This window comes from Rothia aerolata (genome assembly GCF_014635585.1).
In the GTDB taxonomy this organism is placed as follows: Bacteria; Actinomycetota; Actinomycetes; order Actinomycetales; family Micrococcaceae; genus Rothia; species Rothia aerolata.
The window spans coordinates 333,681-360,207 of record NZ_BMDC01000001.1 but is presented as its reverse complement, the minus strand read 5'-3'; the positions used below and the strand labels follow the sequence as shown (position 1 = coordinate 360,207).

The window sequence follows — 26,527 nt, the reverse complement described above, 5'->3', positions numbered from 1 at the left end:
AGAACAAACCCACCCACACCAAGGGGACTTTATGCCGCGCAAAACCCAACCGACAGCGTCGTCCGGCCTACAGAGCTGGCGCTCACTCTCCCTCGCACCGGCAACCCTGCTCTACGGCCCCAACGAGTATTTTGCCTCCCGTGCCCGGCAGCAACTCAAGAACCTGTTTCGGGCGGAGCGGGGGGAGGTTGAACTTGAGCAGCTTTCCGCCAAGGACTACAAAAAGGGTCAGCTTGCCGTGCTGACCAGCCCCTCTCTGTTTGGGTCGGCCAAGGTGATTGAATTTAGCCTGGCGGCCTCCATGAGCGAGGATTTCCTCACCGATATGCTTGCCTACCTGAAGGAGCCAGACGACTCTAGTCTGATCGTCATCCACCACTCGGGCGGAAACAGGGGCAAGAAGCTCATTGACCACTTCCGCGCCAGCAGGGGCCTAAATTTTATCGAGTGCAAAGAGCTCAAGCGCGACCAAGACAAACTTGATTTTGTGCTCTATGAGTTCAGAGAACGCGGTAAAAAAATAGATAAAAGAGCTGCCGAACTCCTGGTAGCGGCGGCGGGGTCAGAAACCTCAGAGCTCGCCTCTGCCTGCGCGCAGCTGGCTCAAGACGGCCCCGAGCTGATCACCGAAGAAATCGTGGATAAGTACTTTGGGGGCAGAACCGAGGTCACGGCCTTTCGGGTGAGCGATGAAGCGGTGAAGGGCAACGCCGGCCAGGCTATGGCGATGCTGCGCCACGCTTTGGATACGGGTGTGGAGCCCATTCCTCTGGTGGGCGCACTGGCAGCGCGGATTCGCACTATCGCCCGGGTGCACGGTTCCCGGCAGCCGGCAGCGGCCCTGGCTAGCGAATTCAAGCTGGCTCCTTGGCAGGTTGAACAGGCCCAGCGCGATGGACGCCGCTTCTCTGACGCAGACCTGGCGAAGATTCTCAGGGTGCTGGCTGACGCTGATGCCCAGCTCAAGGGTGAGTCAATTGACCCGCTTTTTTCCGTGGAAAAGGCGGTGCTGACCATCGCCACAGCGGGCAGAAGCCGATAGTTTAAACACGTTGGCCCCTCGGGATTCCCGAGGGGCCAACGGTCACTTCGCTAAAAGACAACTAGGTGAGAGAACCTAGAGAAAATTAGGAAAGCTTGTTCACGCGTGCAGCAAGACCGGACTTCTTGTTTGCAGCGTTCTTCTTGTGAAGAACACCCTTGGAAACAGCCTTGTCCAGCTTGCGGCTTGCAAAACGAAGAGCTTCGGTTGCTTCTTCCTTGTTCTGCGCCTCAACAGCCTTCACTACCTTGCGGATAGCGGTCTTCAGCTCTGACTTGTAAGCGTTGTTACGCAGGCGAGCCTTTTCGTTGGTGAGGATGCGCTTCTTCTGAGACTTGATATTAGCCACGATTAAAACTTTCTTTTGTCTTATTGGTCGGTGAGGGCTATGCTGACCGGTCATCGACTGAGCGGCGTGGGGATGCCTATGGCAACCAGTCAGCAGTGCCCGATGACCATCGGACACACAAGTGATGACTCTACCAGAAAACTCTCGATAAATCAGCAGAGATTTAGCTTACAGAGCGGGCTTATCTCAGGCGCTTGAAGGCTTCTTCAACCCGGGTGAAGGTGGCGTGATCCATCACCGCCCCTTCCCGGCGCATAGCCGAGGGGAGCAGACGAATCACCCGGTCGAGTTTCACCTCTGAATCCCGGTGAGAAGAGTCCCAGGCGCCGCTTCCAATATCGAGGTAGTTGCGGTTGTGATGGGCGCTGTTGTTCTTGTCTTTGCTGGTAAGCATCAGGCCCAGCAGGTATTCTCGGTCGCGACCCACCAAGAGCAGCGGGCGATCCTTGCCCTGGGTGTAGTCCTCCTCGAAGGGCACCCAGGCCCAAACGATTTCGCCGGGGTCGGGGGCGCCGTCCACGTCGGGAGCGTAGGCGAAGTCTACCTTTCCCGTGTAGTCGCCGGGGTAGAGGTTCTGGCCGCGACCGGTCTGAGGGGAGGACGCCGCCCGCCCGGCTGAGTGTCGGTTGGCACCGCTGGGTCGGGGCTGGGGTCGGGTGGATTGCCCCTGGATTTTCTTAATTTCACGGTAGGCGCGCTGACCGAGGGAGACGGCTTGACGAAGGGTTCTTAGATTGAACTGCATACCTCTAATCTAGTGATTTTTGCACTCAGAGGGGAGAGGCAGGGCGGAAGAAGGTGACGAAGAAACGGTGGCCAAGCCGGCTAAAAACTGACAAAGGGTAAACAAACATGGGAAACTAGATAACTGAATTGTTTGTTCTGGCGAATTTTTTCGTGGCAGAGAGGAAAACCATAGGTGTCACCCAAGGCTGCTAACGCACCCGTTCCTGCGGCAACGAATCCGGAAATTCTGCGCAATTTCTGCATTATTGCCCATATTGACCACGGTAAGTCAACCCTTGCTGACCGTATGCTTCAGGCCACCGGCGTGGTTACTCCCCGCGAGATGAAGGCCCAGTACCTTGACCGCATGGATATTGAGCGCGAGCGCGGTATCACCATTAAGTCCCAGGCCGTGCGTATGCCCTGGGAAGTCGATGGGCAGGCCTATGCACTGAACATGATCGATACCCCCGGCCACGTGGACTTTACCTATGAGGTTTCCCGCTCTTTGGCGGCCTGTGAGGGTGCGCTTCTGCTGGTGGATGCTGCCCAGGGCATTGAGGCCCAGACCCTGGCGAACCTGTACCTGGCCATGGAAAATGATTTGACCATTATTCCGGTGCTGAACAAGATTGACCTTCCCGCGGCTATGCCCGATAAGTACGCCGAGGAGCTGGCGAACCTGATTGGGTGTGAGCCTCACGAGGTGTTGCGGGTCTCCGGTAAAACCGGTGAGGGCGTTGAGGAGCTTCTCGACCGCATTGTGGAGCAGATTCCCGCCCCCGAGGGTCGGGCAGATGCCCCCGCCCGCGCCATGATTTTCGATTCGGTCTACGATTCCTACCGCGGTGTGGTGACCTACGTGCGCGTGGTTGACGGCAGGCTGGAACCCCGCCAGAAGATTAAGATGATGTCTACCGGTGCCGAGCACGACCTGCTAGAAATCGGCGTCATTTCACCCGAGCCCATTCCCACCGAGGGCCTGGGCGTGGGCGAGGTAGGGTATCTGATTACCGGCGTGAAAGACGTGCGCCAGTCCCGTGTGGGCGATACCGTCACCAGCTCCACCAGGGGAGCAGAGGAATCGCTGGGCGGCTACGAGGACCCCAAGCCCATGGTGTTCTCGGGCCTCTTTCCCATTGACGGTTCTGACTATCCGGTGCTACGCGATGCCCTGGATAAGCTCAAACTCAACGATGCAGCGCTCGTCTATGAACCCGAAACCTCGGTTGCCCTGGGTTTCGGTTTCCGCTGCGGTTTCTTAGGCCTGCTCCACCTTGAAATTGTGCGTGAGCGCCTGGAACGCGAGTTCAACCTGGATCTGATTTCTACCGCCCCCAACGTTATCTATGACGTCGTCGACGAGTCCGGTAACGCGCGGCGGGTGACCAATCCCAGCGAGTTCCCCGAGGGCAAGATTGCCCAGATTCGCGAACCCATGGTGGCCTGCACCGTGATTGCTCCCAGCGAGTTTATCGGTGCCATTATGGAGCTCTGCCAGTCCCGCCGCGGCCAGATGGGCGGCATGGACTACCTCTCCCAGGATCGTGTGGAGCTGCGCTACCGCCTGCCCCTGGCCGAGATTGTCTTTGACTTCTTCGACCAGCTCAAGTCCCGCACCAAGGGCTACGCTTCGCTGGACTGGAAGCTGGACGGCGAGGAAGAGGCTGATCTGGTCAAGGTAGATATTCTGCTCCAGGGAGAGAAGGTTGATGCTTTCTCTGCCATCACCCACCGCGATAAGGCCTACTCCTACGGCGTGATGATGACCGGCAAGCTACGCGAGCTAATTCCCAGGCAGCAGTTTGAGGTGCCGATTCAGGCGGCGATTGGTTCCCGCATTATTGCCCGCGAGAACATCCGTGCTATCCGCAAGGACGTGCTTTCTAAGTGCTACGGCGGCGACATCTCGCGTAAGCGCAAGCTGCTGGAGAAGCAGAAGGAAGGCAAGAAGCGCATGAAGATGGTGGGCCGTGTGGAGGTTCCCCAGGAAGCCTTTATTGCAGCGCTCTCTTCGGGCGAGGAATCAAAGGACTCTAAGAAGAAGTGACCCCGGCTCAACCTCTGGGGAATCCTGCCCCCGCTAACGGCAGGATTCCCGCCGCTTCTGCCCGCCTGACCCCCGAGAGGGATTTCAGCCTCTACGTTCACGTGCCCTTCTGCTCGGTGCGCTGCGGCTACTGCGACTTCAACACCTATGCCGTGGACGACTTCGGCAACGGGGTGGGGCTGGCCCAGTATGCCGACGACGCCGTGGCGGAGCTGGACTTCGCCCATCGGGTCATGCAGGAGTCGGGAGTGGCGGTGCGCCCCATGTACTCGGTCTTCTTTGGCGGGGGTACCCCCACCAAGCTGCCGGCTAAGGAGCTGGTGAAGATTCTCCAGCACGCTATCTCTCTCTTCGGCCTTGAGGAAGGGGCAGAGGTCACCACCGAAGCCAACCCCGATTCTGTCACCGCAGAGGATTTGAAGATTTTGGCGCAGGGCGGTTTCACCAGGGTCTCCTTCGGCATGCAGTCTGCGGTGCCCGAGGTCTTGGCGGTGCTTGACCGCACCCATACCCCCTCTAACGTTCCCAAGGTGGTGGACTGGGCCAAAGAGGCAGGGCTACAGGTCTCTGTGGATTTGATTTACGGTACCCCGGGGGAGACCCTGGACCAGTGGCGGCAGTCCCTTTCTGCCGCCGTCTCCTATCGGCCAGATCATATCTCTGCCTACTCGCTCATTGTTGAAGAGGGCACCAAGCTCTGGGCACAGATTCGCCGGGGCGACTACTCCATGCCCGATGATGATCTGATGGCAGACATGTACCTGGCAGCAGACGAGATACTCTCCGAGGCCGGCTATAGCTGGTATGAGGTCTCAAACTTCTCCAGCTCGCCAGAGACCAGAAGCAAGCACAACCTCGCCTATTGGCACAACCAGGACTGGTGGGGGATTGGCCCCGGCGCCCACTCCCACATGGCGGGTACCCGCTGGTGGAACGTCAAACACCCGGTTGCCTACGCGGGCAGGGTTCGGGAAAATCTTTCTCCGGCAGCTGCCCGAGAGGTTCTGCCTGCCCAAACCCAGGACTTTGAGAAAATTATGCTGGAGTTGCGCATTCTCGAAGGGCTTGAACGCGACTACCTGGAAAAAGTCCACGGAGCCCGGGAGCTCGATGCCAAGCTCACCTGGCTGGTCAATCAGGGGCTTATTGACGCCGAGAGCCTGGCAGAACACAGGAGGGTTAGGCTTACCCTTCGGGGCAGACTGTTGGGGGACGCCGTCACCCGTGAACTCCTGCCCGACACTGACTAAACAAAAAGGGGCTGGCTCGTTCTCACGAGCCAGCCCCTGCTTATTTCACCCTACTTTTTACGGGCGGAAAGCTTATCGAAGAGAGCGGTGTTGAGCCTGTACTGGTAGGGGTTTCCCTTATTGGTCTTGATGCCTGCAACCAGCGACATAAAGGCGATATAAGCCCACAGCAGGGCGGCAATCAGGCCGAACAGCCAGCCCACCGCGGGCAGGGAGGCAAGGAACATGGAGACCACAATAACCAGGGTGGGCAACAGTGTGAAATTGAAGGCTTCACGGGATTCCTGCTCGGTGAAGGGGCCCCGGCCGCGGTAAAGGTAGAAGATAATCCCCGAAGGAATGCAACCCAGAAAGCCTCCAAAATGGGCCAGGGTGGCAATATTGCGATCTTCGTGTACGGTCAGTTTTTTAGCGGTGGGGGCAGAACCTTCAAACTTAGAGTCGGGGGCGATGGCGGTCTTCAAAATCTCACTCTTCTATATAATCCCTAAAAACTCTCAGCGAGCGTGAGAGCTACGTGGTCTATTCTAGGGGGTCACCGGTGCTTGAGGAAGCACCTGTGATTGAACTCAGCCCGCTTTAAAGGGTGATGTGAATCATCATGCTATTCGGGTTCGGTCAAAAAATCGATGAGCTGCTCAACCGGTCCGAGAATGCTCGGCTCAAGGTCGGCATAGGAATTCACAGCCGAGAGTATGCGTTGCCAGCCCGCAGCTACATCTGCCTGGTCGCGGTGGGGCCAACCAAAGGCTTTCAAAATACCTTTCTTCCACTCCTGGCCCCGGGGGATTTCGGGCCAGGCATCTATGCCCAGGGTCCGAGGCTTCACTGCCTGCCACACGTCAACGTAGGGGTGGCCCACAATCTGAACATTCCCGGCAGCTCCGGGAACCGCCAGGGCCTCAGCCACAATCCGAGATTCCTTGGTGCCGGCTTTCAAGTGATCTACTAGAATTCCCAGCCTGCGTTTACGGGTGGGGGCGAAAGAAGTCACTGCTGAAGCTAGGTCATCCACACCGTGCAGGGGCTCAACTACAATTCCCTCAACCCGCAAGTCGTGCCCCCAGACTTTCTCCACCAGCTCCGCATCGTGGGTGCCCTCCACCCACAGCCGAGACGGCAGCGCAACCCGGGCTGCGGCGTCCTGCACCACCCTAGAACCCGAGCGCGAAATCAGTTTCTTGGCCGGGGCGGGCTTGCGCACCGGGGCAACCACCTTCACCGGCTCGCCCTCCAGCAAAAATCCGAAGCCCAGGGGAAAAGTCTTGACCTTACCCCTGGAATCTTCCAGGCGGATCACCCGCATACCGCCGATAGTTTCAAGGGAAACCACGACTCCCACCCAACCGCTTTGAACGTCCTCAAGTAACAGGCCGGGCTGCACGGGAACCTCTCGCAGGGCCTTGGGCTTGGAACGGGAGGTCAGGGCAGATAGATCCTGGGCGCCCCAGGACGAATAGGAATCAGACACGGTAGAGCCTCCAGCCGGGAATTATTGACCGGTCAAAACCTTAGCCCAGAGCGTACGGTCTAGGTCTCTTCGGTTCAGAGTATTACAGTAGTTTTAGCACTCAGCATACCTAAGTGCTAGAAATAAGCCAGTCAGACAAGGGAAGGGAGCACCGTGACCGAAGCCAGGCGACAGCTGGTTCTTCAAGCCATCGTGGAGGATTACGTCAGCTCCCGCGAACCCGTTGGCTCTAAGGCTCTGATTGAACGGCACAACCTCAAGGTATCTAGCGCCACGGTGCGAAATGATATGGCGGTACTGGAAGAAGAAGGTCTTATTACCGCCCCTCATGCTTCGGCCGGCCGAATTCCCACCGAGAAGGGCTACCGCTACTTTGTAGACGAAATCACCAGCCCCCGGCCCCTGACGGCGGCGGAAAAGCGGGCTATCCACCGTCTGCTGGGAAGCTCAGATTCGATGGAAGAGGTCTACGCGCAAACCGTGCGCCTGCTCTCTCAGCTCACCCACCAGGCGGCCGTGCTTCAGTACCCGGTTACCCCGGTTAACACCATCCGCCATATCGAACTGGTGCCTCTGGCAGAAACCCAGATTACGGTGATCGTGATTAGCGACTCGGGCAGGGTACTGCAAAAAATCGCCACGGTACCTGCCTACACCGATGAGCAGCTGACCTCCCTCAAAACCGCCCTGCTCAAGAAGCTCTCTCACCAGCCCTTAAGTTCCCTGCAGGGTATGGCTAGCCTTGAAGGTTTTGAGCCGGCTGACCTTGCCTCAGAAGTGCTCAAGGCTCTGGGCCACTTTGCCGAAGCCGAGCAGTCCTCCAAACTTTTAATTTCGGGCACGGCCTATCTGGCGCAGGCAACCTCTGATTTCTCCTCCAGCATTGCCCCAATTCTTGATGCGCTGGAGGAGCAGGTCACCATGCTGCACCTGCTGAACGAGATGGCAGAAGACGCCCGCGGCTTTGCGGTGCGCATCGGCACTGAGAACGAGCCAACGGAGCTGGCCGAGACCTCAATCGTCACCAGCACCTACGGGTCTGAGCACCCCACCCGCCTGGGCGTGATAGGCCCCACCCGCATGGACTATCTGACCACCACCTCGGCGGTTCGGGGTGTCGCACGCTACCTCTCAAAGATTTTGGGCAGCTAGACCCACCCACTAAAATTTCAACAGATTCCAGAATTTATACACAGACAGAAAGAAGTTTTGAGTGAGCGATCATTACGAAACACTCGGTGTTCCCCGAGACGCGAGCGCAGAGGACATTAAGAAGGCCTACCGCAAGAAGGCCCGCAAGCTGCACCCCGATATCAACCCCTCGGCTGAAGCTGCCGAAGAGTTCAAGCGCGTCTCCCACGCCCACGATGTTCTTTCCGATCCCGAAAAGCGCCGTATCTATGACCAGACCGGTAACGAAAACGGCCAGGCTGCCGGAGGCTTTGGCGGTGGCGGTTTCGGTGGCTTCGGCGGATTTAGCGACATCTTTGAGACTTTCTTCAACCAGTCGCCCTCGGGCCCGGCTAGCCGCACCCGCCAGGGCCAGGATGCCCTGATTACCGTGCGCATTGACCTCAAGGACGCCGTTTTTGGCACCAACAAGCCGATTACCGTTGATACGGCTGTGACCTGTGATGTCTGCCAGGGTGAGGGTACCGCCCAGGGAACCCACCCCGAGACCTGCGAGGTCTGCCACGGCCAGGGCTACATGGCCCGCCAGGTGCAGTCCATTCTGGGCACCGTGATGCAGCAGGTAGAGTGCTCTGCTTGCCACGGCTTCGGTACCGTTATTAAGCACCCCTGCCCCGAATGCTACGGCGAGGGTCGCGTGCGGGAGCGCAAGCCGCTGACCATCAAGATTCCCGCCGGCGTCAACAACGGCGCGCGCATCCGCTTGGCCGGCCAGGGCGAGGCAGGTATTGCCGGTGGTCCCAACGGCGACCTTTACGTGGAGCTGAGGGTCAACCCCGATCCCACCTTCTCTCGGGACGGCGATGATCTGCACGCCACCGTCAGTATCTCGATGGCGGCGGCAGCCCTGGGCACCACCATTACTCTGGAGACCTTTGACGGCCCCCAGGAGATCGAGGTGAAGGCGGGAACCCAGTCGGGCGACGTCGTCACTCTCAAGGACCTAGGCGCAACCCGCCTGCGCGGCGGCGGCCGCGGCGATCTGCGGGTGCACCTGCAGGTCAATACTCCCACCGACCTCACCGAGGAGCAGCGCGAGCTCCTGCGCCAGTTCGCCGAGCTACGCCATGAAGACTTGCAGGCGGGGGAGACCGTGACCGAAAAACACGGCTTCTTCTCCCGCTTCAAAGAGCGGTTTGAAAAGTAAATTCTTCAAGGAAAAAGTATGACCTCACCGATTTTCTACCTGGATGCCGAGACCGTGGAGGCAGCTGAACCGGGCTCATCCGTTGAGCTCACGGGCGCTGAGGGCCACCACGCCAAGAACGTCAAGCGGTTGGAAATCGGTGAGGCCGTTGACCTTGCTGACGGGCAGGGAACCCGGCTGGTCTGCACCGTGGAATCTCTTGAGGACGACGGTCTGCGGCTTCTGGTCTCAGAGCGAGTTTTCGAGCGCCCCACCCCGCAGATTTATCTGGTACAGGCCCTGGCCAAGCACGATAGAGATCTGATGGGAATCGAAACCGCTACCGAATTGGGGGTGTGCGGGGTGGTTCCCTGGGCAGCTGACCGCTCCATTGTGCAGTGGAAGGGGGCGCGAGCTGAAAAGGCTCACGCAAAGTGGGAAAAAACCGTGGTGGCTGCCGCTAAGCAGTCCCGGCGGGCTCTGATTCCCACGGTTTTTGACCTCTACAGCACCAACCAGCTGGCAGATTTTATCAGGGAGACCAGGGCTGAGGGCTCAGCGGTTTTCGTTCTGCACGAGCGGGAAAACCAGCAGCTGACCGATCGACTGCGCGCTCTTTCTTCGGAAGCCCCTGCGGAAATCTATCTGGTGGTTGGCCCCGAGGGCGGTATCAGCGACCGAGAAATTGAACTTTTCTCAGCGGCGGGGGCCCAGCCGGTTCTCTTAGGCAGCGAAATTCTGCGCTCATCAACAGCCGGTTCTGCCGCTATTGCGGCTATCAATACCATTCTTGGCCGCTGGTAGAGGGCATCATAATTCTGCTCTCGGCTTGAGCTGAATCATTGCCGGTTGGCCAAAACCTTGAAAGAATTCAAGAAAGCTGGGCTGAGACCGGTTATTCTAAACATGACGAGACACGCTCGCACTAAGGAGCTCTGATTAGGCGCAAGCCGACTATGACAACAACAGTATCGGGCGTGAGCCGCCCGCTCTCCGTTGCCAGAACTTTCACATTTTCATCACGCGCCACCATGGTTGCTGTCATGGGGCCCTCAGATTCAAGCATCACCCTGATTGAATCGAACTTTCCCACCGTCACCCTGCGCCCCAAGGATTTAGATGTGGTGGTCACCGGCCCCTCAGAGGCTGTTGCCACCATCATCCGTCTGCTGAGCGAGCTTTCACGTTTGGCTCAGCAGGGCATGAGCATTTCAGCCGATACCGTATCGCGCGTTATCTCAATGCTGACGGCAGAACTGGCCCACCCGGCGTCCGCCATCAGCCAGAATATTCTCAGCTCCCGCGGCAAGAACATCCGCCCCAAGACCACCAACCAGAAGAAGTACGTGGATGCCATTGACGACCACACGGTTGTTTTTGGAATTGGGCCGGCCGGTACCGGTAAAACCTACCTGGCCATGGCCAAGGCGGTGCAGGCCCTCCAGGCAAAAGAGGTCAGCCGTATTATTCTGACCCGCCCTGCCGTTGAGGCGGGGGAGCGACTGGGCTATCTGCCCGGTTCCCTCAACGATAAAATTGACCCCTACCTGCGGCCCCTCTACGATGCCCTGCACGACATGATGGATCCCGAGTCGATCCCGCGTCTCATGGAGGCGGGCACCATTGAGGTAGCACCCCTTGCCTATATGCGCGGTCGTACCCTCAACGACTCCTTTATCGTCCTGGACGAGGCGCAGAACACCACCGCCGAGCAGATGAAGATGTTTCTGACCCGTCTCGGTTTCGGCTCCAAGATGGTGATTACCGGCGATATTACCCAGGTTGACCTACCCAACGGCCAGGCCTCGGGGCTCAAACAGGTTCGGCAGATTCTTGAGGGAGTTGAAGACATTAGCTTCTCTCTCCTCGAATCAACCGACGTGGTGCGCCACTCGCTGGTTTCCAACATCGTTTCGGCCTATGACCGCTGGGACGAAGATAAGACCGCCATGGAACGCAAGCGGAAGCGCAAGGTCAAGCGGCAGACCATTGAAGCCGCGGCAGAACGTCTGCTAGAGAAGAATGGAATTGAGGCGGGGGAGTAAACCGTGGCTGTTGAATTTGACATCGAAGAGCTGCCCGACGGCGCTGATCAGTTTCTGCGCGAGTCTTTTGCCGCTTTCGACGAGGAGACTCTCACCCGGCTGGTTGCTTTTGCCTTTGACCGCATGAAAGTCTCACAGAACACCGAGTTGTCTGTGGCCCTGGTGGGCGAGCAGGAGATGGAGCGTATCCACCTTCAGTGGATGGATCTTCCCGGCCCCACCGACGTCATGTCTTTTCCCATGGACGAGCTGACCCCCGGCACCGAGGAGCAACCTGCTGAAGGCGTGCTGGGCGATATTATTCTCTGCCCCACCGTCGCTGCCCGCCAGGGGAGGGAGGCCGGCCACTCCACCCTCGATGAGATGTGCCTGCTGACCGTTCACGGTATTCTTCACTGCCTGGGCTATGATCACGCCACCGCTGAAGAAGAAGCTGAGATGTTCGGTATCCAGCGTTCCATTCTGGAAGATTTCTTGGGCCGCCCCGCCCCTGTCGAGACCCGTTACTAACCCTAAAATATGACTCCTTTTATTCTGATTTTTGGCGCTTTCATTGCTGCGGTCTTGGGCTTTGGCCTCACCTCGGCAGAAGCCGCCTTCACTTACCTTCCCCAGGCTGAGGCAGACAAGCTCACAGCCGACGGCAAGCGCCGTAAACTGACCAGGATTTTGGATAATCATGACTCGGTCATGTTCTCAATCCGCCTGTGGAAGGTTATTTTTGAGACCCTCTCCACCATCCTGCTCTTCTCTTTCCTGGATCTTCTGATTGGGGTGCTCTGGGTGAGCGCAACGGTGACCACCCTGGTGATGGTTGTGGTGGGCTTCCTCATGTTCGGTGCGCTTCCCCGCAACCGCGGCCGAGCCTACCCCGAGAAGGTTGTTAAGAACGCGCACGGGCTGGTTTATTTTCTCAGCCTGCTCTCCAAGCCCCTGAGCACCTTTGCCCAGGAGAGGGCGAAGGAGAACGAGTCTGAGCACGGTAAAGACAACTCTCTCACCGAAGAGGAACTTCGCGAGTTCGTTGACCGCGCTAGCACCTCGGAGGAGATTGAAGACGACGAAGCTCAGATGGTGCACTCCATCTTTGAGCTGGACGAAACCCGCATCCGCGCCGTCATGGTGCCCCGAACCGACATGGTGACCATCGACCACGATGAAACCCTGGACAACGCGCTGAACCTCTTTATGCGCTCGGGTTATTCCCGAGTGCCTGTTTTGGGTGATGATTTTGACGACGTGCGGGGCTTCCTCTACCTCAAGGACGTGATGGAGGCCTTCGTCGCCCAGACCCGGGGAGCTCCTGCCCAGTCTGTTAGCGACCTACAGCGGTCGGCTCGTTTTGAGCCCGAGTCCAAGCGGGTGATGGACCTGCTGAAAGAAATGCAGCGCGAGGCAACCCACGTGGCCGTGGTGGTCGATGAGTACGGCGGAACTGCCGGCCTGGTCACGCTCGAAGACCTGATTGAAGAGCTGGTGGGGGATATCTCTGACGAGTTCGATAACGAAAAGCCCGAGATTAAGATGGACGGCGACGGAACCTTCAAGATTTCCTCCCGCCTGGGAATCGAAGAGCTCGGAGAGCTGTTCGGCGTGATGATTGAGGACGACGACGTGGATACGGTCGGCGGCCTGCTCTCCAAGCACCTGGGTAGGGTTCCCATTATCGGAAGCCAGGTTACCGTTGACGGTATTAGCATTCGGGCGATTGGTACCCGCGGCCGCAGGAACCAGATTGGTACCCTGCTGGTGTGGGCTGAAGATCAGCTGGCTAAGGCTGAAATCGATCGCTAGCAGCACCGGCAAAAACTTGTCAGGGGGCACACCGACAAAGGTGGGCCCCCTGAAGTGTTCGGGGTAGAGTTAAGCTAGTTTTATTTGGTACTTCAGAAGGAGATCGCTTGGATTTCGCACCTTTTCCCGAGGACTTTTCGGCTGGCTTTGCCGTGCTGGTAGGCCGCCCGAACGCTGGAAAGTCAACCCTCACCAATGCTTTGGTCGGGCAGAAGGTTGCTATCACATCTAACCGACCCCAGACCACCCGCCATACCATCCGAGGTATCGTCCACCGCGATAAGTTTCAGCTGATTCTGGTAGATACCCCAGGTCTGCACCGGCCCCGCACCCTGTTGGGCGAGAGGCTCAACGATATGGTGGCTGAGGCCCTGGCTGAGGTGGACGTCGTGGGCTTCTGTATTCCCGCCAATGAGGCTATTGGCCCCGGTGACCGCTATATTGCTTCGCAAATTGCTGCTTCGGGAAACAAGCCGGTGGTGGCTATTGTGACCAAGGCCGATACTGTCTCCTCTGAACAGCTGGCCCAGCAGTTACTTGCGGTCAGCGCCCTGGGCGAAGAAGTCATGAGTGCAGAGCGTGCGGCCCGTCGTGCCCGGCTGGCACGAAAAGAGAAGTCCAAGACAGCAGACTTGCCCTTCCGCAAAGATTCGGGCCCGGCGGCCCAGCGGCAGAAGTCTCAGGGACAAGAGACCCGCCAGCCGGCCAATGATGGCCAGGGTGGTTGGGCCGATATTATCCCGGTGTCCTCAACCAAGGATTTCCAGGTGGAGGAGCTGGCAAACCTCTTCTCTACCTACCTCCCCGATTCGCCGCCGCTTTACCCCGACGGGGAACTAACCGACGAACCCGAGGCAACCCTGGTGGCAGAGCTGGTGCGCGAAGCTGCCCTGGAAGGTGTGCGCGACGAGCTACCCCATTCGGTGGCGGTCACCGTTGAAGAAATGCAGTTGCGAGAAGGCCGTAGCGAGAACAACCCGCTCTTAGACGTTCACGTTAACCTCTTTGTAGAACGCTCCTCTCAGAAAGCCATTATTATCGGTAAGGGCGGATCTCGCCTGCGTAGCATTGGAGCCGAAGCCCGCAAGAATATTGAGGCGATACTGGGCACCAAGGTCTACCTTGATATCCACGTGAAGGTGGCTAAAGACTGGCAGCGTGACCCCCGCGCGCTGGGACGTTTGGGCTTCTAGGTCCGCCCCAGCCACCACCCAGTTCGCTCACAGAAGTTTTGCCTAGACTTTCCTAGGTTTTAGAGGATCATCGATTGGAGCCGTACGTGGCCGTTTCTGAAAAGACTCCTTCGCGCAGAAATCTGGTGGGTTATGGCCGCCACATGCGGCAGGAGCCCCAGAAATCACAGCGATTCAAGTGGCTTGCCCTTACCTGCGCCGGCCTGCTGCTCTTTGTAGTAGCTGTTGCCGGCGTCAGTGTTCTGCGCCTGCGCTCTAACGTGCAGACCGCCTCGTTGAACCTGGGTAACTATGCCAACGGAGACCTCAAAGACGGCCCGCTCGATATTTTGGTGATTGGCTCCGATACCCGTAGCGGCAACAATTCTGCCTACGGCGATGAATCAGACCGCAATTCCAACGCGCGCTCAGACGTCATGATGCTGGTGCAGGTGAGCGAAGATAAGCAGGATGTTTCGGTGCTGTCTTTCCCCCGCGACCTCATGGTCGATATGCCCGAGTGCACCGACCCTGAAACCGGCGACGTTTACCCCGCCAGCCAGAATACCCAAATCAATGAATCTCTTTCTCACGGTGGCCCCGGTTGCACCGTGGCAACCATCAGCTCCATCACCGGCGTGAACATCGACCACTTTATGCTGGCTGACTTTAACGCCGTCAAGTCCCTCTCCAGCGTGGTTGGAGGTGTGGAAGTTTGCGTAACCGAGCCGATTGATGACTCCTACAGCGGCCTGAAACTCCCTGCGGGTAACTCAACGGTTGAGGGCGAACAGGCCCTTTCCTTCCTGCGCTCCCGCCACGGTTTTGGCGATGGAAGCGACACCAGCCGTATCGCTGCCCAGCAGAGTTTCTTGGCCTCGCTTCTGCGGAAGGTCAAGGCCGAGGGAACCCTGACCAACCCTTCGGGGCTGATGAACATCGCCGAGGCAGTCACCCAGAATGTGACCGTTGACCAGGGGCTCACCAACCCCGCCACCCTGGCCAATATCGGCTCGCTTTTCTCGGATGTTGAGCTGAACAAGGTGGTTTTTGCGACCGTGCCCAACGAACCCTACGAGCTGGATCAGAACAAGCTGCAGCTGGCCGACTCAGCAGATGAGGTCTTTGCAAAGCTACAGAATGATCAGAGCCTGGCCGAACCCCAAGCCGAAGACCCCGCACCCAGCGCAGCGGCGTCGTCCTCAGATACAGCTGCCCCCGGCGAATCTGCCTCACCCACCGCGGTAGAAACCAATTTCAGCGTTCCGGTAAGCCTGCTCAACGCCTCGGGTGCTGAAAACAGGGCAGAGGATCTCGCGGGAACAGTCAAAGATGCTGGCTTTAGCCAGGTAAACACCGAAGATTCAGCGGTAGAGTACAGCGCCTCTGCCGTCTACTACCCGGCAGGCTACGAAGCTGAGGCTCAGGCAGTAGCCGATGCTCTGGGCATCTCCGACGTTCAGCTCTCCACCGCCTACTCAGGCGTCACCGCCGTCATCGGTCAGGACTTCACCGAGGGCAACAGCCTTGAGCAACAGACCAACGCAATTGCCGGTAACGCCAACGGGCAAACCGCAGACCAGGTCACCTGCCAGCAGTCCTTCGAATACTAAAGCGTCTCAGCCGGGCAATCCCACCGCGGATTGCCCGGTATTTTATTATGTGAAATGATGACTGATTTTTTTCGCCCGCTCATCTATTCGTGGTAATTTCATTATGTGATTGAGATAACCGCAAGCGCACTTCTGCTTATGTGCCGCAGTGAAGATCAGCTCTAGAAGAGAACGGTACTTCGCTGCGGTGTTTGGCGTTGCCGGTCTCGTCATTTCATCTACACAGAGGTTTAATCACAGTGAAAAATCGTCAGCAGCCCACCAAGATGCCCGTTCACAAGTACCGTCCTTTCTCTGAGGAGCTGACGGTCAAACTTCCAGACCGCACCTGGCCGGATCGAGAAATTACTCAGGCGCCTCGCTGGTGCGCGGTCGATTTGCGAGACGGTAACCAATCCCTGATTGACCCCATGGATACCGACCGCAAGCTGGCCATGTTCAAGCTCCTGGTTGATATGGGCTATAAGGAAATCGAGGTGGGCTTCCCCTCGGCGTCGCAGACTGACTTCAACTTTGTGCGCACCCTGATTGAAGACAACCACATTCCCGATGACGTGACGATCCAGGTCTTGGTGCAGTGCCGCGAGCACCTGATTGAGCGCACCTTTGAAGCCATTGAGGGTGCGAAAAACGCCATTGTTCATTTCTACAATTCCACCTCGGTTCTGCAACGCAAAGTGGTCTTTAACCAGGATGAAGACGGCATCTTGGACATCGCTCTGACCGGTGCCCGCCTGTGCATGAAGTATGAGGAGCAGCTGGCCAGCGCCACCAATATCACCTACGAGTACTCACCCGAATCCTTTACCGGTACCGAGCTGGAATACGCGGTGCGGGTCTGCAACGCGGTGACCGACGAGCTGAAGATCGGCCCCGGCCGCGAGGTGATTATCAACCTGCCGGCAACGGTTGAGATGGCCACCCCCAATGTTTACGCAGATGCTGTGGAGTGGATGAGCCGCCACCTGACTAACCGTGAACACGTGATTCTTTCCCTGCACCCCCACAATGACCGCGGTACCGGTGTGGCCGCTGCTGAGCTGGGTTACATGGCGGGTGCTGACCGCATTGAGGGCTGCCTCTTCGGTAACGGCGAGCGCACCGGCAATGTTGATTTGGTGACTCTGGGCCTGAACCTCTACACCCAGGGTATTGACCCTGAAATTGATTTCTCTGACATTGATGAAATCCGCCGAGTCGCCGAGTACGCTAACCAGCTGAAGGTTCACGAGCGTTCACCCTACGGTGGAGATTTAGTCTTTACCGCTTTCTCCGGCTCCCACCAGGATGCCATTAACAAGGGCTTCAACGCGATGGAGAAGAAGGCCGCCGAAGAGGGCAAGCAGATTGATGACCTGCTCTGGGAGGTTCCCTACCTGCCCATTGATCCGTGCGATTTGGGCCGTACCTATGAGGCCGTGATTCGCGTAAACTCCCAGTCCGGTAAGGGCGGCGTCGCCTACCTGCTGAAGAAGGACTACGGTTTGGATATGCCCCGCCGGGCTCAGATTGAGTTCTCGGGCATTGTTCAGGCCCGTACCGATTCTGAGGGTGGCGAGATTTCCAGCAAGAACCTCTGGAAGGCCTTTGCAGACGAGTATCTGCCCGCCGAGAATCCCGACGAGCGCTGGGGTAGGTTCCGCATTGAGTCCATCAACGTGGACTCGCAGGAGGGTGGCAACACCAAGCTGCGGGTTGCGCTCAATGTCGATGGACGCCGCTTTGAGCGGGTTGCTACCGGCAACGGTCCAATCGATGCCATGCAGTCGATCTTCCACCAGGAGGGCGTTGATATTCGTCTGCTGGACTATTCAGAGCACACCCTGGCTTCGACCTCCGATGCCAAGGCTGCCAGCTACATTGAGGCGGCGGTGGGCTCCCGCGTACTCTGGGGCATCGGTATTGACAACTCCACCACCTGGGCTTCGCTTAAGGCCATGACCTCGGCGGTCAACCGAGCCCTGCGCGACCAGGACTAATCGGTTCTCTCCGAAACCGGAAGGGGCGGCTGCCCCTTCCGGTTTTGTTTTGTTGCGTGCTCGGAGCCGGCGTGTGAGATGATAGAGGGGTGGCTTTAGTTTCAACTCCCTCGAAGAACTACCGTGACCGCGGCGTCGTCCTAAGAACTCAGCCGCTGGGGGAGACCGACCGCATTATCATTCTGCTGACCAGGTCTTCCGGGTTAGTTCATGCGGTGGCTAAGGGAGTGCGTAAGGGCAATTCTCGTTTTGGGGGCAGACTAGAGCCCTTCATGTATCTTGATATTTCTTTGGTTGCCGGTAAGAAGCTCCACACCGTTTCGCAGGTACAGACCAGGCACGCCTACACCGCCTCCCTCATGGCTGACTTTGACGCTTATTCTGTGGCTACGGTGATTTCAGAGCTGGCAGAGTCGCTCTTGAACTTTGAGACTGAGCAGAACGAGCCTTTTTTTGATCTTTTGGTGGGGGCGCTGGCCTCCCTTGCCCGGAGCGGCCACCCGGCTCTTGACGTTTTCACCGCCTTTGCCCTGCGCGCTATGGGGCTGGCGGGCTGGGGCTTTTCTCTACAAACCTGCTCCCTCTGCGGCCGGCCTGCTGAACCGGCCTGGTTTTCGGCCGAAAGCGGGGTGGTCTGCGACTCCTGCGCGCGCTCTTCAAGAGTGCAGGCACGCCAGCCCATCTCACCCGAGATGCTCACCTATTTAGAGAACCTTCGGTCGGTGCAGTGGAGCAGAATTAGCCCCGCTGACTCCCGCTCACTCTCCACCGCAGCGTATAGAATCATTATTCAGTATGTGCAGTGGCATCTTGAGAAGCCTCTGAGGTCTGTAGCTCTGATTGAAAAGGAAGTGTCATGACTCCCGTTCCGCCCGATCCGCACCCCTCGGGTGCTCAGCCGCCTCAGATTCCTTCGCAGTTTATTCCCCGCCATGTTGCCGTGGTGATGGACGGCAACGGTCGCTGGGCCAACGAACGAGGTCTGCCTCGCAATGAGGGCCATAAGGCGGGGGAGAAGTCCCTGGTAGACGTGGTGGCGGGAGCTATCGAGATGGGCATTCCCTATGTTTCCGCCTACGCTTTTTCTACCGAGAACTGGAAGCGCAGTTTCGATGAGGTCAGCTTTCTGATGCGCTTTACCACCGAGGTGCTGACCCGCCAGCTGGAGACCCTGCAGGCCTGGGGAGTTCGGGTGCTCTGGGCGGGGCGAAAGCCTAAGCTCTGGAAATCCGTTATCAGGCAGCTTGAATATTGCGAAGAACAGACCAAAAACAATACGGTCTGCACCCTGGTGATGTGCGTGAACTACGGCGGACGTGCAGAAATAGCCGATGCCACCGCCCGTATCGCAGAGGACGTCGCTGCGGGAAAGATCAAGCCCTCTTCGGTTTCCGAAAAGACTGTAGCCAAGTACCTCTACAAACCCGAAGTTCCCGACGTTGATCTTTTCCTTCGATCCTCAGGTGAGCTTCGCACCTCTAACTTTTTACTCTGGCAAAGTGCCTATGCGGAGCTGGTCTTCCTCGACGTGCTCTGGCCCGACGTTGACAGACGCACCCTGTGGCACGCCGTCCTTGAGTACGCACAGCGTGACCGCCGCTACGGCGGGGCCATAGATAAAGTGACCTCCTAAGGAAGTCTCCCCACCCAACCGAAGGATTACCATGAGGATTTATCCCACCCTCTTCAAGATCGTTTTCGTTCCTATGGACGCCGAAAAAGCCCACCGTATCGGTTATTGGGGGGTCAAGCTACTGCGCTCTGCTGGTATCAGCAGATCTGCCAAGGCTATCTTGCGCCCACACAAGTCACTGGCGCGAGAGGTGATGGGGTTGAACTTTCCCTCACCCTTTGGCCTGGCCGCCGGTTTTGATAAAGAGGCCCATGCCATCAACGCGCTGACCGATCTGGGTTTCGGCCACGTAGAAATTGGAACCATCACCGGTCAGGCGCAACCCGGCAACCCCAAAACCCGCCTCTTTCGCCTGGTTGATGACTTTGCCGTGGTCAATCGCATGGGCTTCAATAATGACGGCGCCGCTAAGGTTGGCCCCCGCCTGGCGTCTGCGCGGGCGGATATTGACGCCGAGTACAAGCACTCCGAAGTTCGCCCCATTATCGGTGTAAACATCGGTAAGACCAAGGTGGTTGAGCTAGATCAGGCCATCGAAGATTATTTGATCTCAACTCGAACTTTAGCTCCCCAGGCAGACTATCTGGCAGTGAATGTCAGCTCTCCCAATACCCCGGGCCTACGGGACCTCCAGGCGGTCGAAACCCTCAGGCCCCTGCTTGAAGCGGTGCGGGCAGAAGCAGACCGGGTGGTCACAGACCGTCACGTTCCACTGGCGGTCAAGATTGCCCCCGACTTGGCAGATGAGGATATTCGGGCCATTGCCGAGATGGCACTCGAACTGAAACTAGACGGCATCATTGCCACCAACACCACCACTGCCCGTGAAGGTCTGGGTCTGGTGAGCGATCCCGAAAAGATACGAGAAATCGGTGCTGGCGGTCTCTCCGGTAAGCCGCTGAAGCAGCGCTCTCTTGAAGTGACCAAGCTTCTCAAGAGCCTGGTGGGGGATCAGCTAGCTATTATCTCGGTAGGTGGTGTGACCACCGCTGAAGATGTTGCCGAAAGGCTGCGCGCCGGGGCAGATCTAGTGCAGGGTTACACGGGTTTCCTCTTTGAGGGTCCGCTCTGGGCTCACCACATTAACCGCGGGCTGAAAAAGCTAGGTTTCTAAAGAAAAGGGGCGGGGATACCACTTGGTATCCCCGCCCTAATTTCGCAGAACTTTACTTGGGGTATTCGCCTCGGCGAACCTGCGGCTTGGGCAGGCGGAACCGGCGGATCATCATCACGCGGTTAATGGCGTAGCCGGTTGAGCCGGGCTCAATGGAACCAAACTTTTCAATGAGTTTGGCCTTGAGCCGACGCCACATCAACCAGGTATCGATAATCCAGATCAGGATAATCACCCACATAACGGTGACCGAGATGGCTTGAAGCCTGGGGGAGAAGAGACCCATGATAAAGAAAATCAGAACCAGAATAATCACGAAGTCGCCGATGTTGAAGCGGGCATCAACGAAGTCACGAATATAGCGGCGCTGGGGGCCTTTATCGCGCAGGGGCAGAAAGCGCTCGTCACCGGTCTGCAGCGCCTGCTGCTCGCGAAGACGCTGTTCGCGCAGCTGCTTCTTGTTGGCTTCTTTAGCGGCCTTGCGGTCCTCAGGAACCAGAGGATGCTTGCGTGCAGAAACCTGCTGCTTACGGCTAGGGGTGGGGCGGCCCTTCGGTGCGGTGTAACCGGGGCGATGATTTTCCTGCTGATCCTGGGTGGTTTCAGCTGACTCATCACTGCGCGCAGCGGCTACAGAACCGTGGGTTTCCTTTATAGATTCAGAAGTTTTCTTATTGCGACCAAACACCTAATAAGAATATCTGAGAAATGATGTGAATGCAGACTTGAGCGTATGGTTAAGACATGAGTATTAAACACAGTTATGCTTTTTCCCACCGCGATCAGCTTCAGAGCGTCATTGCGGAAAATTTTGACTCAACTCTAGACCGGCTTAAAGAACTGGTTGCTATTCCCTCCATCGCCTGGGAGTCTTTTGACCTCACTCAGGTACAGCGTAGTGCTGAAAAAGTCTCTGAGCTCGCTCAAGAGGTTGGCTTCGACTCTGTCGAAATTCTGACTGCCCGCTACGGTGAAGAAGGCAAGGAGGGTATGCCCGCCGTGGTGGCTCGCAAAGAGGCTGCGCCGGGCTATCCCACCGTACTGCTCTACGCCCACCACGATGTTCAGCCGGTAGGGGACCGTTCGCTGTGGAATACTGAACCCTTCGAGGCTACCCGGGTGGGTGACCGTCTCTTTGGCCGAGGTGCTGCCGATGACAAGGCGGGCGTGCTTGCCCACCTGGCTGCCTTCAGCGCGGTGAAAGAAACCCTCGGTGATGATTTTAAGGTAGGAGTTACCCTCTTCATCGAGGGTGAAGAAGAAGCGGGTTCACCCAGCTTCGCTGACTTCCTTTACACGTACCAGAACAAGCTGGCCAGCGACGTCATTGTGGTGGCCGACTCCAGTAACTGGAAGGCAGGCGTTCCCGCCCTGACCACCTCTTTGCGCGGGGTAGCCAGCGGCGTCATTAAGCTGACCTCTGGCGATCACGCGGTGCACTCCGGCATGTTTGGCGGCCCCATGCTCGACGCCAACACCCTGATGGTTCATCTGCTGGCCTCCCTGCACAAGCCTAACGGTTCAGTTGCAGTTGAAGGTTTAGAAGTTGCATCTAAACCTGAGGTTGAATATGAAGAAGCTGATTTCAGGGCGGATTCGGGAATCCTGGATTCGGTAGAGCTCGCTGGAGAAGATAGCATTACCTCCCGCCTGTGGGCTCAACCGGCTATCTCAATTATCGGCATGGATATCACCCCGGTGGCTGAAGCTTCGAACACCATCAACGTCACCTCCACCGCAAAAATTAGCGTTCGCCTTGCCCCGGGGCAGGATCCCGCTCAGGCCCACCGCCTTATCGAGGAGCACCTCAAGAAAAATGCCCCCTTAGGCGCGCAGGTTCAATACCGGGCAGACGATTCTGGCCAGCCCTTCCAGGCCAATACTGAGGAGCCCAGTGTTGGGCTCGCACTGGCCGCTATGCAGGAATCGTGGCAGGTTGAACCGGTCAAATCAGGCATGGGCGGCTCTATTCCCTTCATCGCCGACCTAAAGGAAGTATTCCCCTCTGCTGACATTCTCATCACCGGCATTGAGGATCCCGATACCCGGGCCCACAGTGCCAACGAGTCCCTCTACCTTCCCGATTTTGAGAAAGCAATCCTGGCAGAGTCGCTGATTCTCAGTGAACTCAGCGCAGGTGCGACCGAGACAAAGTAAGCCCGTGGTCGGGGAATAAAGTATCCGATAGACTTGTTGTAGTTGCAGAATCTTTAGATTTCAGACCTGATCAGACTCGGTGTTCTGAGCTGATTACAAGAAGAGAAAGGGGAGAAACGATGACCGAAACCGTTTCCACCGAACTGCCCACCCACGGCGTAGAACTCACCGAAGTTGCCGCTAACAAGGTGCGTACCCTGCTGGAGCAGGAAGGCCGCACCGATTTGCGCCTGCGCGTAGCTGTTCAGCCCGGCGGTTGCTCGGGCTTGATCTACCAGCTCTACTTTGATGAGCGGGTGCTTGACGGCGACGCCACCCGCGACTTCGACGGTGTTGAGGTTATTGTGGACCGCATGAGCGTTCCCTATCTCGAAGGTTCCACCATCGACTTCGAAGACACCATTGAGAAGCAGGGTTTCTCCATCGATAACCCCAACGCTCAGGGATCCTGCGCCTGCGGTGATTCCTTCCACTAAGAAGCAGGTTTTACCTTGTGTGGGTGCCCATCTAACCAGATGGGCACCCACATTTTCTGTGTCTACCCGAAAATTTTCGAAATACTTAAGAAATAGCGCTAACTTGGGTGACACAGTGTCAGCAGATTGCACCCAATAAGGGTAAGCTCGTATTGAAAGATTTTTAAGGCGCTTTCTGTCCACACGCAGGGAGCTCCTCAAATTCACGCACATCGCTAAAGGAAGGGCCGTCTGTGAGTTCGCAGCATCGAACCGGCAGCCGTAAGCTGAAGGGCATTGCACTTGCCGCAGCTTCCGCTTTGCTAATGACTGGTTGTTCAGACCAAGCTGAGGTGGGCTTCCTCCCCACCCAGCGCGGTGTCACCGACAACGCTGACACCATCATGAACCTTTGGATTGGTTCATGGGTTGCTGCTTTGGTCGTTGGTCTTATTACCTGGGGGCTGATGCTCTGGTGCATCATCGCCTACCGTCGTCGCAAGAATGAGACCGGCTACCCCAAGCAGCTGAGCTACCATGCTCCGCTGGAAATTTTCTACACCATCATCCCGGTCATTTTGATCGTGAGCCTCTTCAGCTTCTCTGACCGTGCAGAGCGCGATATCACCGCTCCCAAGGAAGACAACGCTGACGTAACCGTTGAGGTTTACGGCAAGCAGTGGTCTTGGGACTTCAACTACCTTGACGAAGATGTTTACTTCTCGGGTGTTCAGGCTCAGCTCAGCGGCCGCGAAGGTGCTGAAGAAACCCTCCCCACTCTTTACCTCCCCACTAACTCAACCGTCGATGTTCAGTTGAAGTCACGCGACGTCATTCACTCTTTCTGGGTTCCCGCCTTCCTTGAGAAGCGAGACACCATTCCCGGCAAGACCAACCACATGTACTTCACCACCGGCTCAGAAGAAGCTGAGTACGCTGGCAAGTGCGCAGAGCTCTGCGGTGAGTACCACTCAGAAATGCTCTTCAACGTTAAGGTTGTAGATCAGGCTGAATACGACCAGTACATTCAGTCCCTGCGTGACTCTGGTAACGAGGGTCGCCTGGGCGATGAGTACAACCGCAATCCCAACCTGCACGAATCTAGTAACTAAGAGGTGACCCGTGACTACTCTTGAGTACTCAGCGGATAGCGCGACTTCGGTCGCCCCGCGGGTGGTGCCTAAGTCTAAGGGACGAATCATCGTTTCCTGGCTGACCTCCACCGACCACAAGACCATCGGGTACATGTACCTGATTGCGTCCATGATCTTCTTCTGCTTTGCCGGTCTGATGGCGCTCATCATGCGTATTGAGCTCTTTGAACCCGGCATGCTCTTGCAGACCAAAGAACAGTTCAACCAGCTCTTCACCATGCACGGCACCCTGATGTTGCTGATGTTTGGTACCCCTGCCTTCACCGGCTTTGCTAACGTTCTGGTACCCCTGCAGATTGGTGCGCCCGACGTTGCTTTCCCGCGCTTGAACGCACTGGCATTCTGGTTCTTCCTCTTCGGTTCACTGGTTGCTATCGCAGGCTTCATCACCCCCCAGGGCGCTGCCTCCTTCGGCTGGTTTGCTTATGCACCTCTGAACTCCACCACCTACAGCCCCAGCGTGGGCGGTGACCTCTGGGTCTTCGGTCTGGCCCTGCAGGGCTTCGGCACCATTATGGGTGGCGTGAACTTCATCGCAACCATCCTCTGCATGCGTGCTCCCGGTATGACCATGTGGCGCATGTCCGTCTTCACCTGGACCTCGCTGATTACCGCGATTCTGATCATCATGATCTTCCCCCCGCTGGCATCAGCTCTCTTCGCTCTGGGTATGGACCGTCGCCTGGGTGGCCACATCTTTGACCCCGAAAACGGTGGCGCAATTCTGTGGCAGCACCTCTTCTGGTTCTTCGGCCATCCTGAGGTGTACGTTCTGGCTCTGCCCTTCTTCGGTATCGTTTCCGAAATCATCCCGGTCTTCTCCCGTAAGCCGATTTTCGGTTACAAGGGTCTGGTCTTCGCGACGATCTCCATTGCGGCTCTCTCCGTAACCGTGTGGGCTCACCACATGTACGTTACCGGCGCCGTCATGCTTCCCTTCTTCTCCTTCATGACCATGATGATTGGTGTTCCCACCGGTATGAAATTCTTCAACTGGATTGGCACCATGTGGCAGGGCTCCATCACCTTCGAAACCCCCATTATCTGGGTTCTCGGCTTCTTGGTGACCTTCCTCTTCGGTGGTCTGACCGGTGTTATTCTGGCAACTCCTCCGCTGGACTTCCACCTCTCCGATAGCTACTTCGTGGTGGCTCACTTCCACTACGTGATCTTCGGTACCATCGTCTTCGCTATGTTCGCAGGCTTCTACTTCTGGTGGCCCAAGTGGACCGGCAAGATGCTCAACGAGCGTATCGGCAAGATTCACTTCTGGATTCTCTTCATCGGCTTCCACACCACCTTCCTCATCCAGCACTGGCTGGGTGTTGACGGTATGCCTCGCCGCTACGCAGACTACATGCCCGAAGACGGCTTCACCTGGATGAACCAGGTCTCAACCGTTGGCTCCATGATTCTTGCGCTGTCGATGATTCCCTTCTTCTGGAACGTCTACATCACCGCCCGTCGCGGCAAGAAGATTGAGGTTGACGATCCCTGGGGCTTCGGTGGCTCCCTGGAGTGGGCAACTTCCTGCCCCCCTCCCCGCCACAACTTCACCGCTCTGCCCCGTATCCGTTCAGAGCGCCCCGCACTGGATCTGCACCATCCTGAACTGTCCACCAACCTCGACGTTGCATCAGCTGCTCGTCAGGCAACCAACCGCTAAAGGAGGGTAATCCATGAAAATTCTTGCTTGGCTCTTTACTCTCATCGGAGTCTTCCTGATTCCGGTTGGCGTTGTCTACGGTTTCATGACCCACTTCGACGAGTGGGCAGGCTTCCCGGCGATCCTGGCAACCGCTGCCATGTGCTTCTTCCTGGGCTTCTTCCTCTTCTTCACTGACAAGAAGCACCCGGATCAGCCCAATGACAACCTCGATGGTGAGATCATCGACGGTGCTGGCGACTACGGTTTCTACTCGCCCTGGTCTTGGTGGCCCCTCTTCATCGGCCTGATTTGCGCAGCCCTGGTTACCGGCGTTGCAATCGGTCAGTGGTGGGTTGCTATCATTGCTGGCGTTGTTGCCATTCTCGGCGTCGTCGGCTGGGTTTACGAATACAGCCGCGGCGACCACGCTCACTAAGAACCTCGTTTCTTAGAAGGGTGGGTGACTCCTTGAAGGAGTCACCCACCCTTTTTCTTAAGGGGCTGGCTTACTGAGCAAGAGGCGCTTATCTCAACGGGCCATGTTCAGGAGCTGGCTCC

25 protein-coding genes are annotated in these 26,527 nt (G+C 57.4%); 20 read left to right on the top strand and 5 right to left on the bottom strand.

Annotation, left to right across the window (positions count from 1 at the left end; translation table 11 throughout):
- Window positions 1–31 precede the first annotated feature (31 nt).
- Window positions 32–1,042 carry a DNA polymerase III subunit delta gene (gene holA, locus IEV00_RS01530; protein WP_188358576.1) on the top strand — a complete coding sequence of 337 codons (1,011 nt, stop codon included), beginning with the start codon at window positions 32–34 and terminating at the stop codon, window positions 1,040–1,042.
- An 85-nt stretch (window positions 1,043–1,127) separates the two neighbouring features.
- Here holA and rpsT read toward each other — a convergent pair whose 3' ends face one another.
- Together rpsT and IEV00_RS01520 are read right to left on the bottom strand one after the other, a co-directional pair.
- A complete protein-coding gene (gene rpsT / locus IEV00_RS01525) occupies window positions 1,128–1,391 on the bottom strand; it encodes a 30S ribosomal protein S20 (RefSeq protein WP_188358575.1) in 264 nt (87 codons plus the stop codon).
- 181 nt (window positions 1,392–1,572) lie between these two features.
- Window positions 1,573–2,136 (bottom strand): type II toxin-antitoxin system PemK/MazF family toxin, encoded by a 564-nt coding sequence (locus IEV00_RS01520; protein WP_188358574.1) that lies wholly within the window; start codon window positions 2,134–2,136, stop codon window positions 1,573–1,575.
- A 174-nt stretch (window positions 2,137–2,310) separates the two neighbouring features.
- Between IEV00_RS01520 and lepA the strand changes: the two genes are divergently transcribed.
- Together lepA and hemW are read left to right on the top strand one after the other, a co-directional pair.
- Window positions 2,311–4,167 (top strand): translation elongation factor 4, encoded by a 1,857-nt coding sequence (lepA, locus tag IEV00_RS01515; protein ID WP_188358573.1) that lies wholly within the window; start codon window positions 2,311–2,313, stop codon window positions 4,165–4,167.
- Window positions 4,164–5,417 carry a radical SAM family heme chaperone HemW gene (gene hemW / locus IEV00_RS01510; RefSeq protein WP_188358572.1) on the top strand — a complete coding sequence of 418 codons (1,254 nt, stop codon included), beginning with the start codon at window positions 4,164–4,166 and terminating at the stop codon, window positions 5,415–5,417. The genes lepA and hemW overlap by 4 nt, the downstream gene beginning before the upstream one ends.
- Before the next feature lie 50 nt (window positions 5,418–5,467).
- On the opposite strand, the gene IEV00_RS01505 is transcribed toward hemW, so the two are convergent.
- Window positions 5,468–5,881, bottom strand: a complete 414-nt coding sequence (locus IEV00_RS01505; protein WP_229723010.1) for a DUF4870 domain-containing protein — start codon at window positions 5,879–5,881, stop codon at window positions 5,468–5,470.
- 140 nt (window positions 5,882–6,021) lie between these two features.
- Complete coding sequence (locus tag IEV00_RS01500; protein ID WP_188358571.1) at window positions 6,022–6,888, bottom strand: DUF3097 family protein; 867 nt, start codon at window positions 6,886–6,888, stop codon at window positions 6,022–6,024.
- 153 nt (window positions 6,889–7,041) lie between these two features.
- Between IEV00_RS01500 and hrcA the strand changes: the two genes are divergently transcribed.
- The 12 genes from hrcA (at window position 7,042) to IEV00_RS01440 (ending at window position 20,555) form a co-directional block, all read left to right on the top strand.
- Window positions 7,042–8,040 (top strand): heat-inducible transcriptional repressor HrcA, encoded by a 999-nt coding sequence (hrcA, locus tag IEV00_RS01495; protein ID WP_188358570.1) that lies wholly within the window; start codon window positions 7,042–7,044, stop codon window positions 8,038–8,040.
- A 61-nt stretch (window positions 8,041–8,101) separates the two neighbouring features.
- The gene (gene dnaJ / locus IEV00_RS01490) at window positions 8,102–9,226 is read left to right on the top strand and encodes a molecular chaperone DnaJ (RefSeq protein WP_188358569.1); all 1,125 of its coding nucleotides are present in this window, start codon (window positions 8,102–8,104) and stop codon (window positions 9,224–9,226) included.
- Window positions 9,227–9,244: 18 nt separating this feature from the next.
- Entirely contained in the window at window positions 9,245–10,009 is a 765-nt protein-coding gene (locus IEV00_RS01485; RefSeq protein ID WP_188358568.1) for a 16S rRNA (uracil(1498)-N(3))-methyltransferase, read from the top strand.
- Between the two features lie 152 nt (window positions 10,010–10,161).
- On the top strand, window positions 10,162–11,250 hold the full coding sequence (locus IEV00_RS01480) for a PhoH family protein (protein WP_188358567.1): 1,089 nt from the start codon (window positions 10,162–10,164) through the stop codon (window positions 11,248–11,250).
- Between the two features lie 3 nt (window positions 11,251–11,253).
- Window positions 11,254–11,760, top strand: coding sequence for an rRNA maturation RNase YbeY (gene ybeY, locus IEV00_RS01475; protein WP_188358566.1), 507 nt, complete (start codon window positions 11,254–11,256; stop codon window positions 11,758–11,760).
- 9 nt (window positions 11,761–11,769) lie between these two features.
- Window positions 11,770–13,044, top strand: a complete 1,275-nt coding sequence (locus tag IEV00_RS01470) for a hemolysin family protein (protein ID WP_188358565.1) — start codon at window positions 11,770–11,772, stop codon at window positions 13,042–13,044.
- A gap of 107 nt (window positions 13,045–13,151) precedes the next feature.
- Complete coding sequence (locus IEV00_RS01465; RefSeq protein ID WP_188358564.1) at window positions 13,152–14,237, top strand: GTPase Era; 1,086 nt, start codon at window positions 13,152–13,154, stop codon at window positions 14,235–14,237.
- Window positions 14,238–14,323: 86 nt separating this feature from the next.
- The gene (locus IEV00_RS01460; RefSeq protein WP_229723009.1) at window positions 14,324–15,829 is read left to right on the top strand and encodes an LCP family protein; all 1,506 of its coding nucleotides are present in this window, start codon (window positions 14,324–14,326) and stop codon (window positions 15,827–15,829) included.
- Between the two features lie 239 nt (window positions 15,830–16,068).
- On the top strand, window positions 16,069–17,808 hold the full coding sequence (leuA, locus tag IEV00_RS01455) for a 2-isopropylmalate synthase (RefSeq protein ID WP_188358563.1): 1,740 nt from the start codon (window positions 16,069–16,071) through the stop codon (window positions 17,806–17,808).
- Between the two features lie 89 nt (window positions 17,809–17,897).
- Window positions 17,898–18,668, top strand: coding sequence for a DNA repair protein RecO (recO, locus tag IEV00_RS01450; RefSeq protein ID WP_188358562.1), 771 nt, complete (start codon window positions 17,898–17,900; stop codon window positions 18,666–18,668).
- Entirely contained in the window at window positions 18,665–19,441 is a 777-nt protein-coding gene (locus IEV00_RS01445; RefSeq protein ID WP_188358561.1) for an isoprenyl transferase, read from the top strand. The genes recO and IEV00_RS01445 overlap by 4 nt, the downstream gene beginning before the upstream one ends.
- A gap of 31 nt (window positions 19,442–19,472) precedes the next feature.
- Window positions 19,473–20,555: a quinone-dependent dihydroorotate dehydrogenase gene (locus IEV00_RS01440; RefSeq protein WP_188358560.1), complete on the top strand. Its 1,083-nt coding sequence runs from the start codon at window positions 19,473–19,475 to the stop codon at window positions 20,553–20,555.
- Between the two features lie 52 nt (window positions 20,556–20,607).
- Here the strand turns inward: IEV00_RS01440 and IEV00_RS01435 are convergent, their stop codons facing one another.
- A complete protein-coding gene (locus IEV00_RS01435; RefSeq protein ID WP_229723008.1) occupies window positions 20,608–21,243 on the bottom strand; it encodes a DUF3043 domain-containing protein in 636 nt (211 codons plus the stop codon).
- A gap of 56 nt (window positions 21,244–21,299) precedes the next feature.
- Here IEV00_RS01435 and IEV00_RS01430 point away from each other — a divergent pair, with 56 nt between their 5' ends.
- The 5 genes from IEV00_RS01430 (at window position 21,300) to IEV00_RS01410 (ending at window position 26,405) form a co-directional block, all read left to right on the top strand.
- On the top strand, window positions 21,300–22,712 hold the full coding sequence (locus IEV00_RS01430; RefSeq protein ID WP_188358559.1) for a dipeptidase: 1,413 nt from the start codon (window positions 21,300–21,302) through the stop codon (window positions 22,710–22,712).
- Between the two features lie 119 nt (window positions 22,713–22,831).
- The gene (locus tag IEV00_RS01425) at window positions 22,832–23,188 is read left to right on the top strand and encodes a HesB/IscA family protein (protein ID WP_188358558.1); all 357 of its coding nucleotides are present in this window, start codon (window positions 22,832–22,834) and stop codon (window positions 23,186–23,188) included.
- 233 nt (window positions 23,189–23,421) lie between these two features.
- Entirely contained in the window at window positions 23,422–24,279 is an 858-nt protein-coding gene (gene ctaC, locus IEV00_RS01420; protein ID WP_188358557.1) for an aa3-type cytochrome oxidase subunit II, read from the top strand.
- A gap of 10 nt (window positions 24,280–24,289) precedes the next feature.
- Window positions 24,290–25,987, top strand: coding sequence for an aa3-type cytochrome oxidase subunit I (ctaD, locus tag IEV00_RS01415; RefSeq protein ID WP_188358556.1), 1,698 nt, complete (start codon window positions 24,290–24,292; stop codon window positions 25,985–25,987).
- Between the two features lie 13 nt (window positions 25,988–26,000).
- Window positions 26,001–26,405 (top strand): cytochrome c oxidase subunit 4, encoded by a 405-nt coding sequence (locus tag IEV00_RS01410; RefSeq protein ID WP_188358555.1) that lies wholly within the window; start codon window positions 26,001–26,003, stop codon window positions 26,403–26,405.
- Window positions 26,406–26,527: the final 122 nt, after the last annotated feature.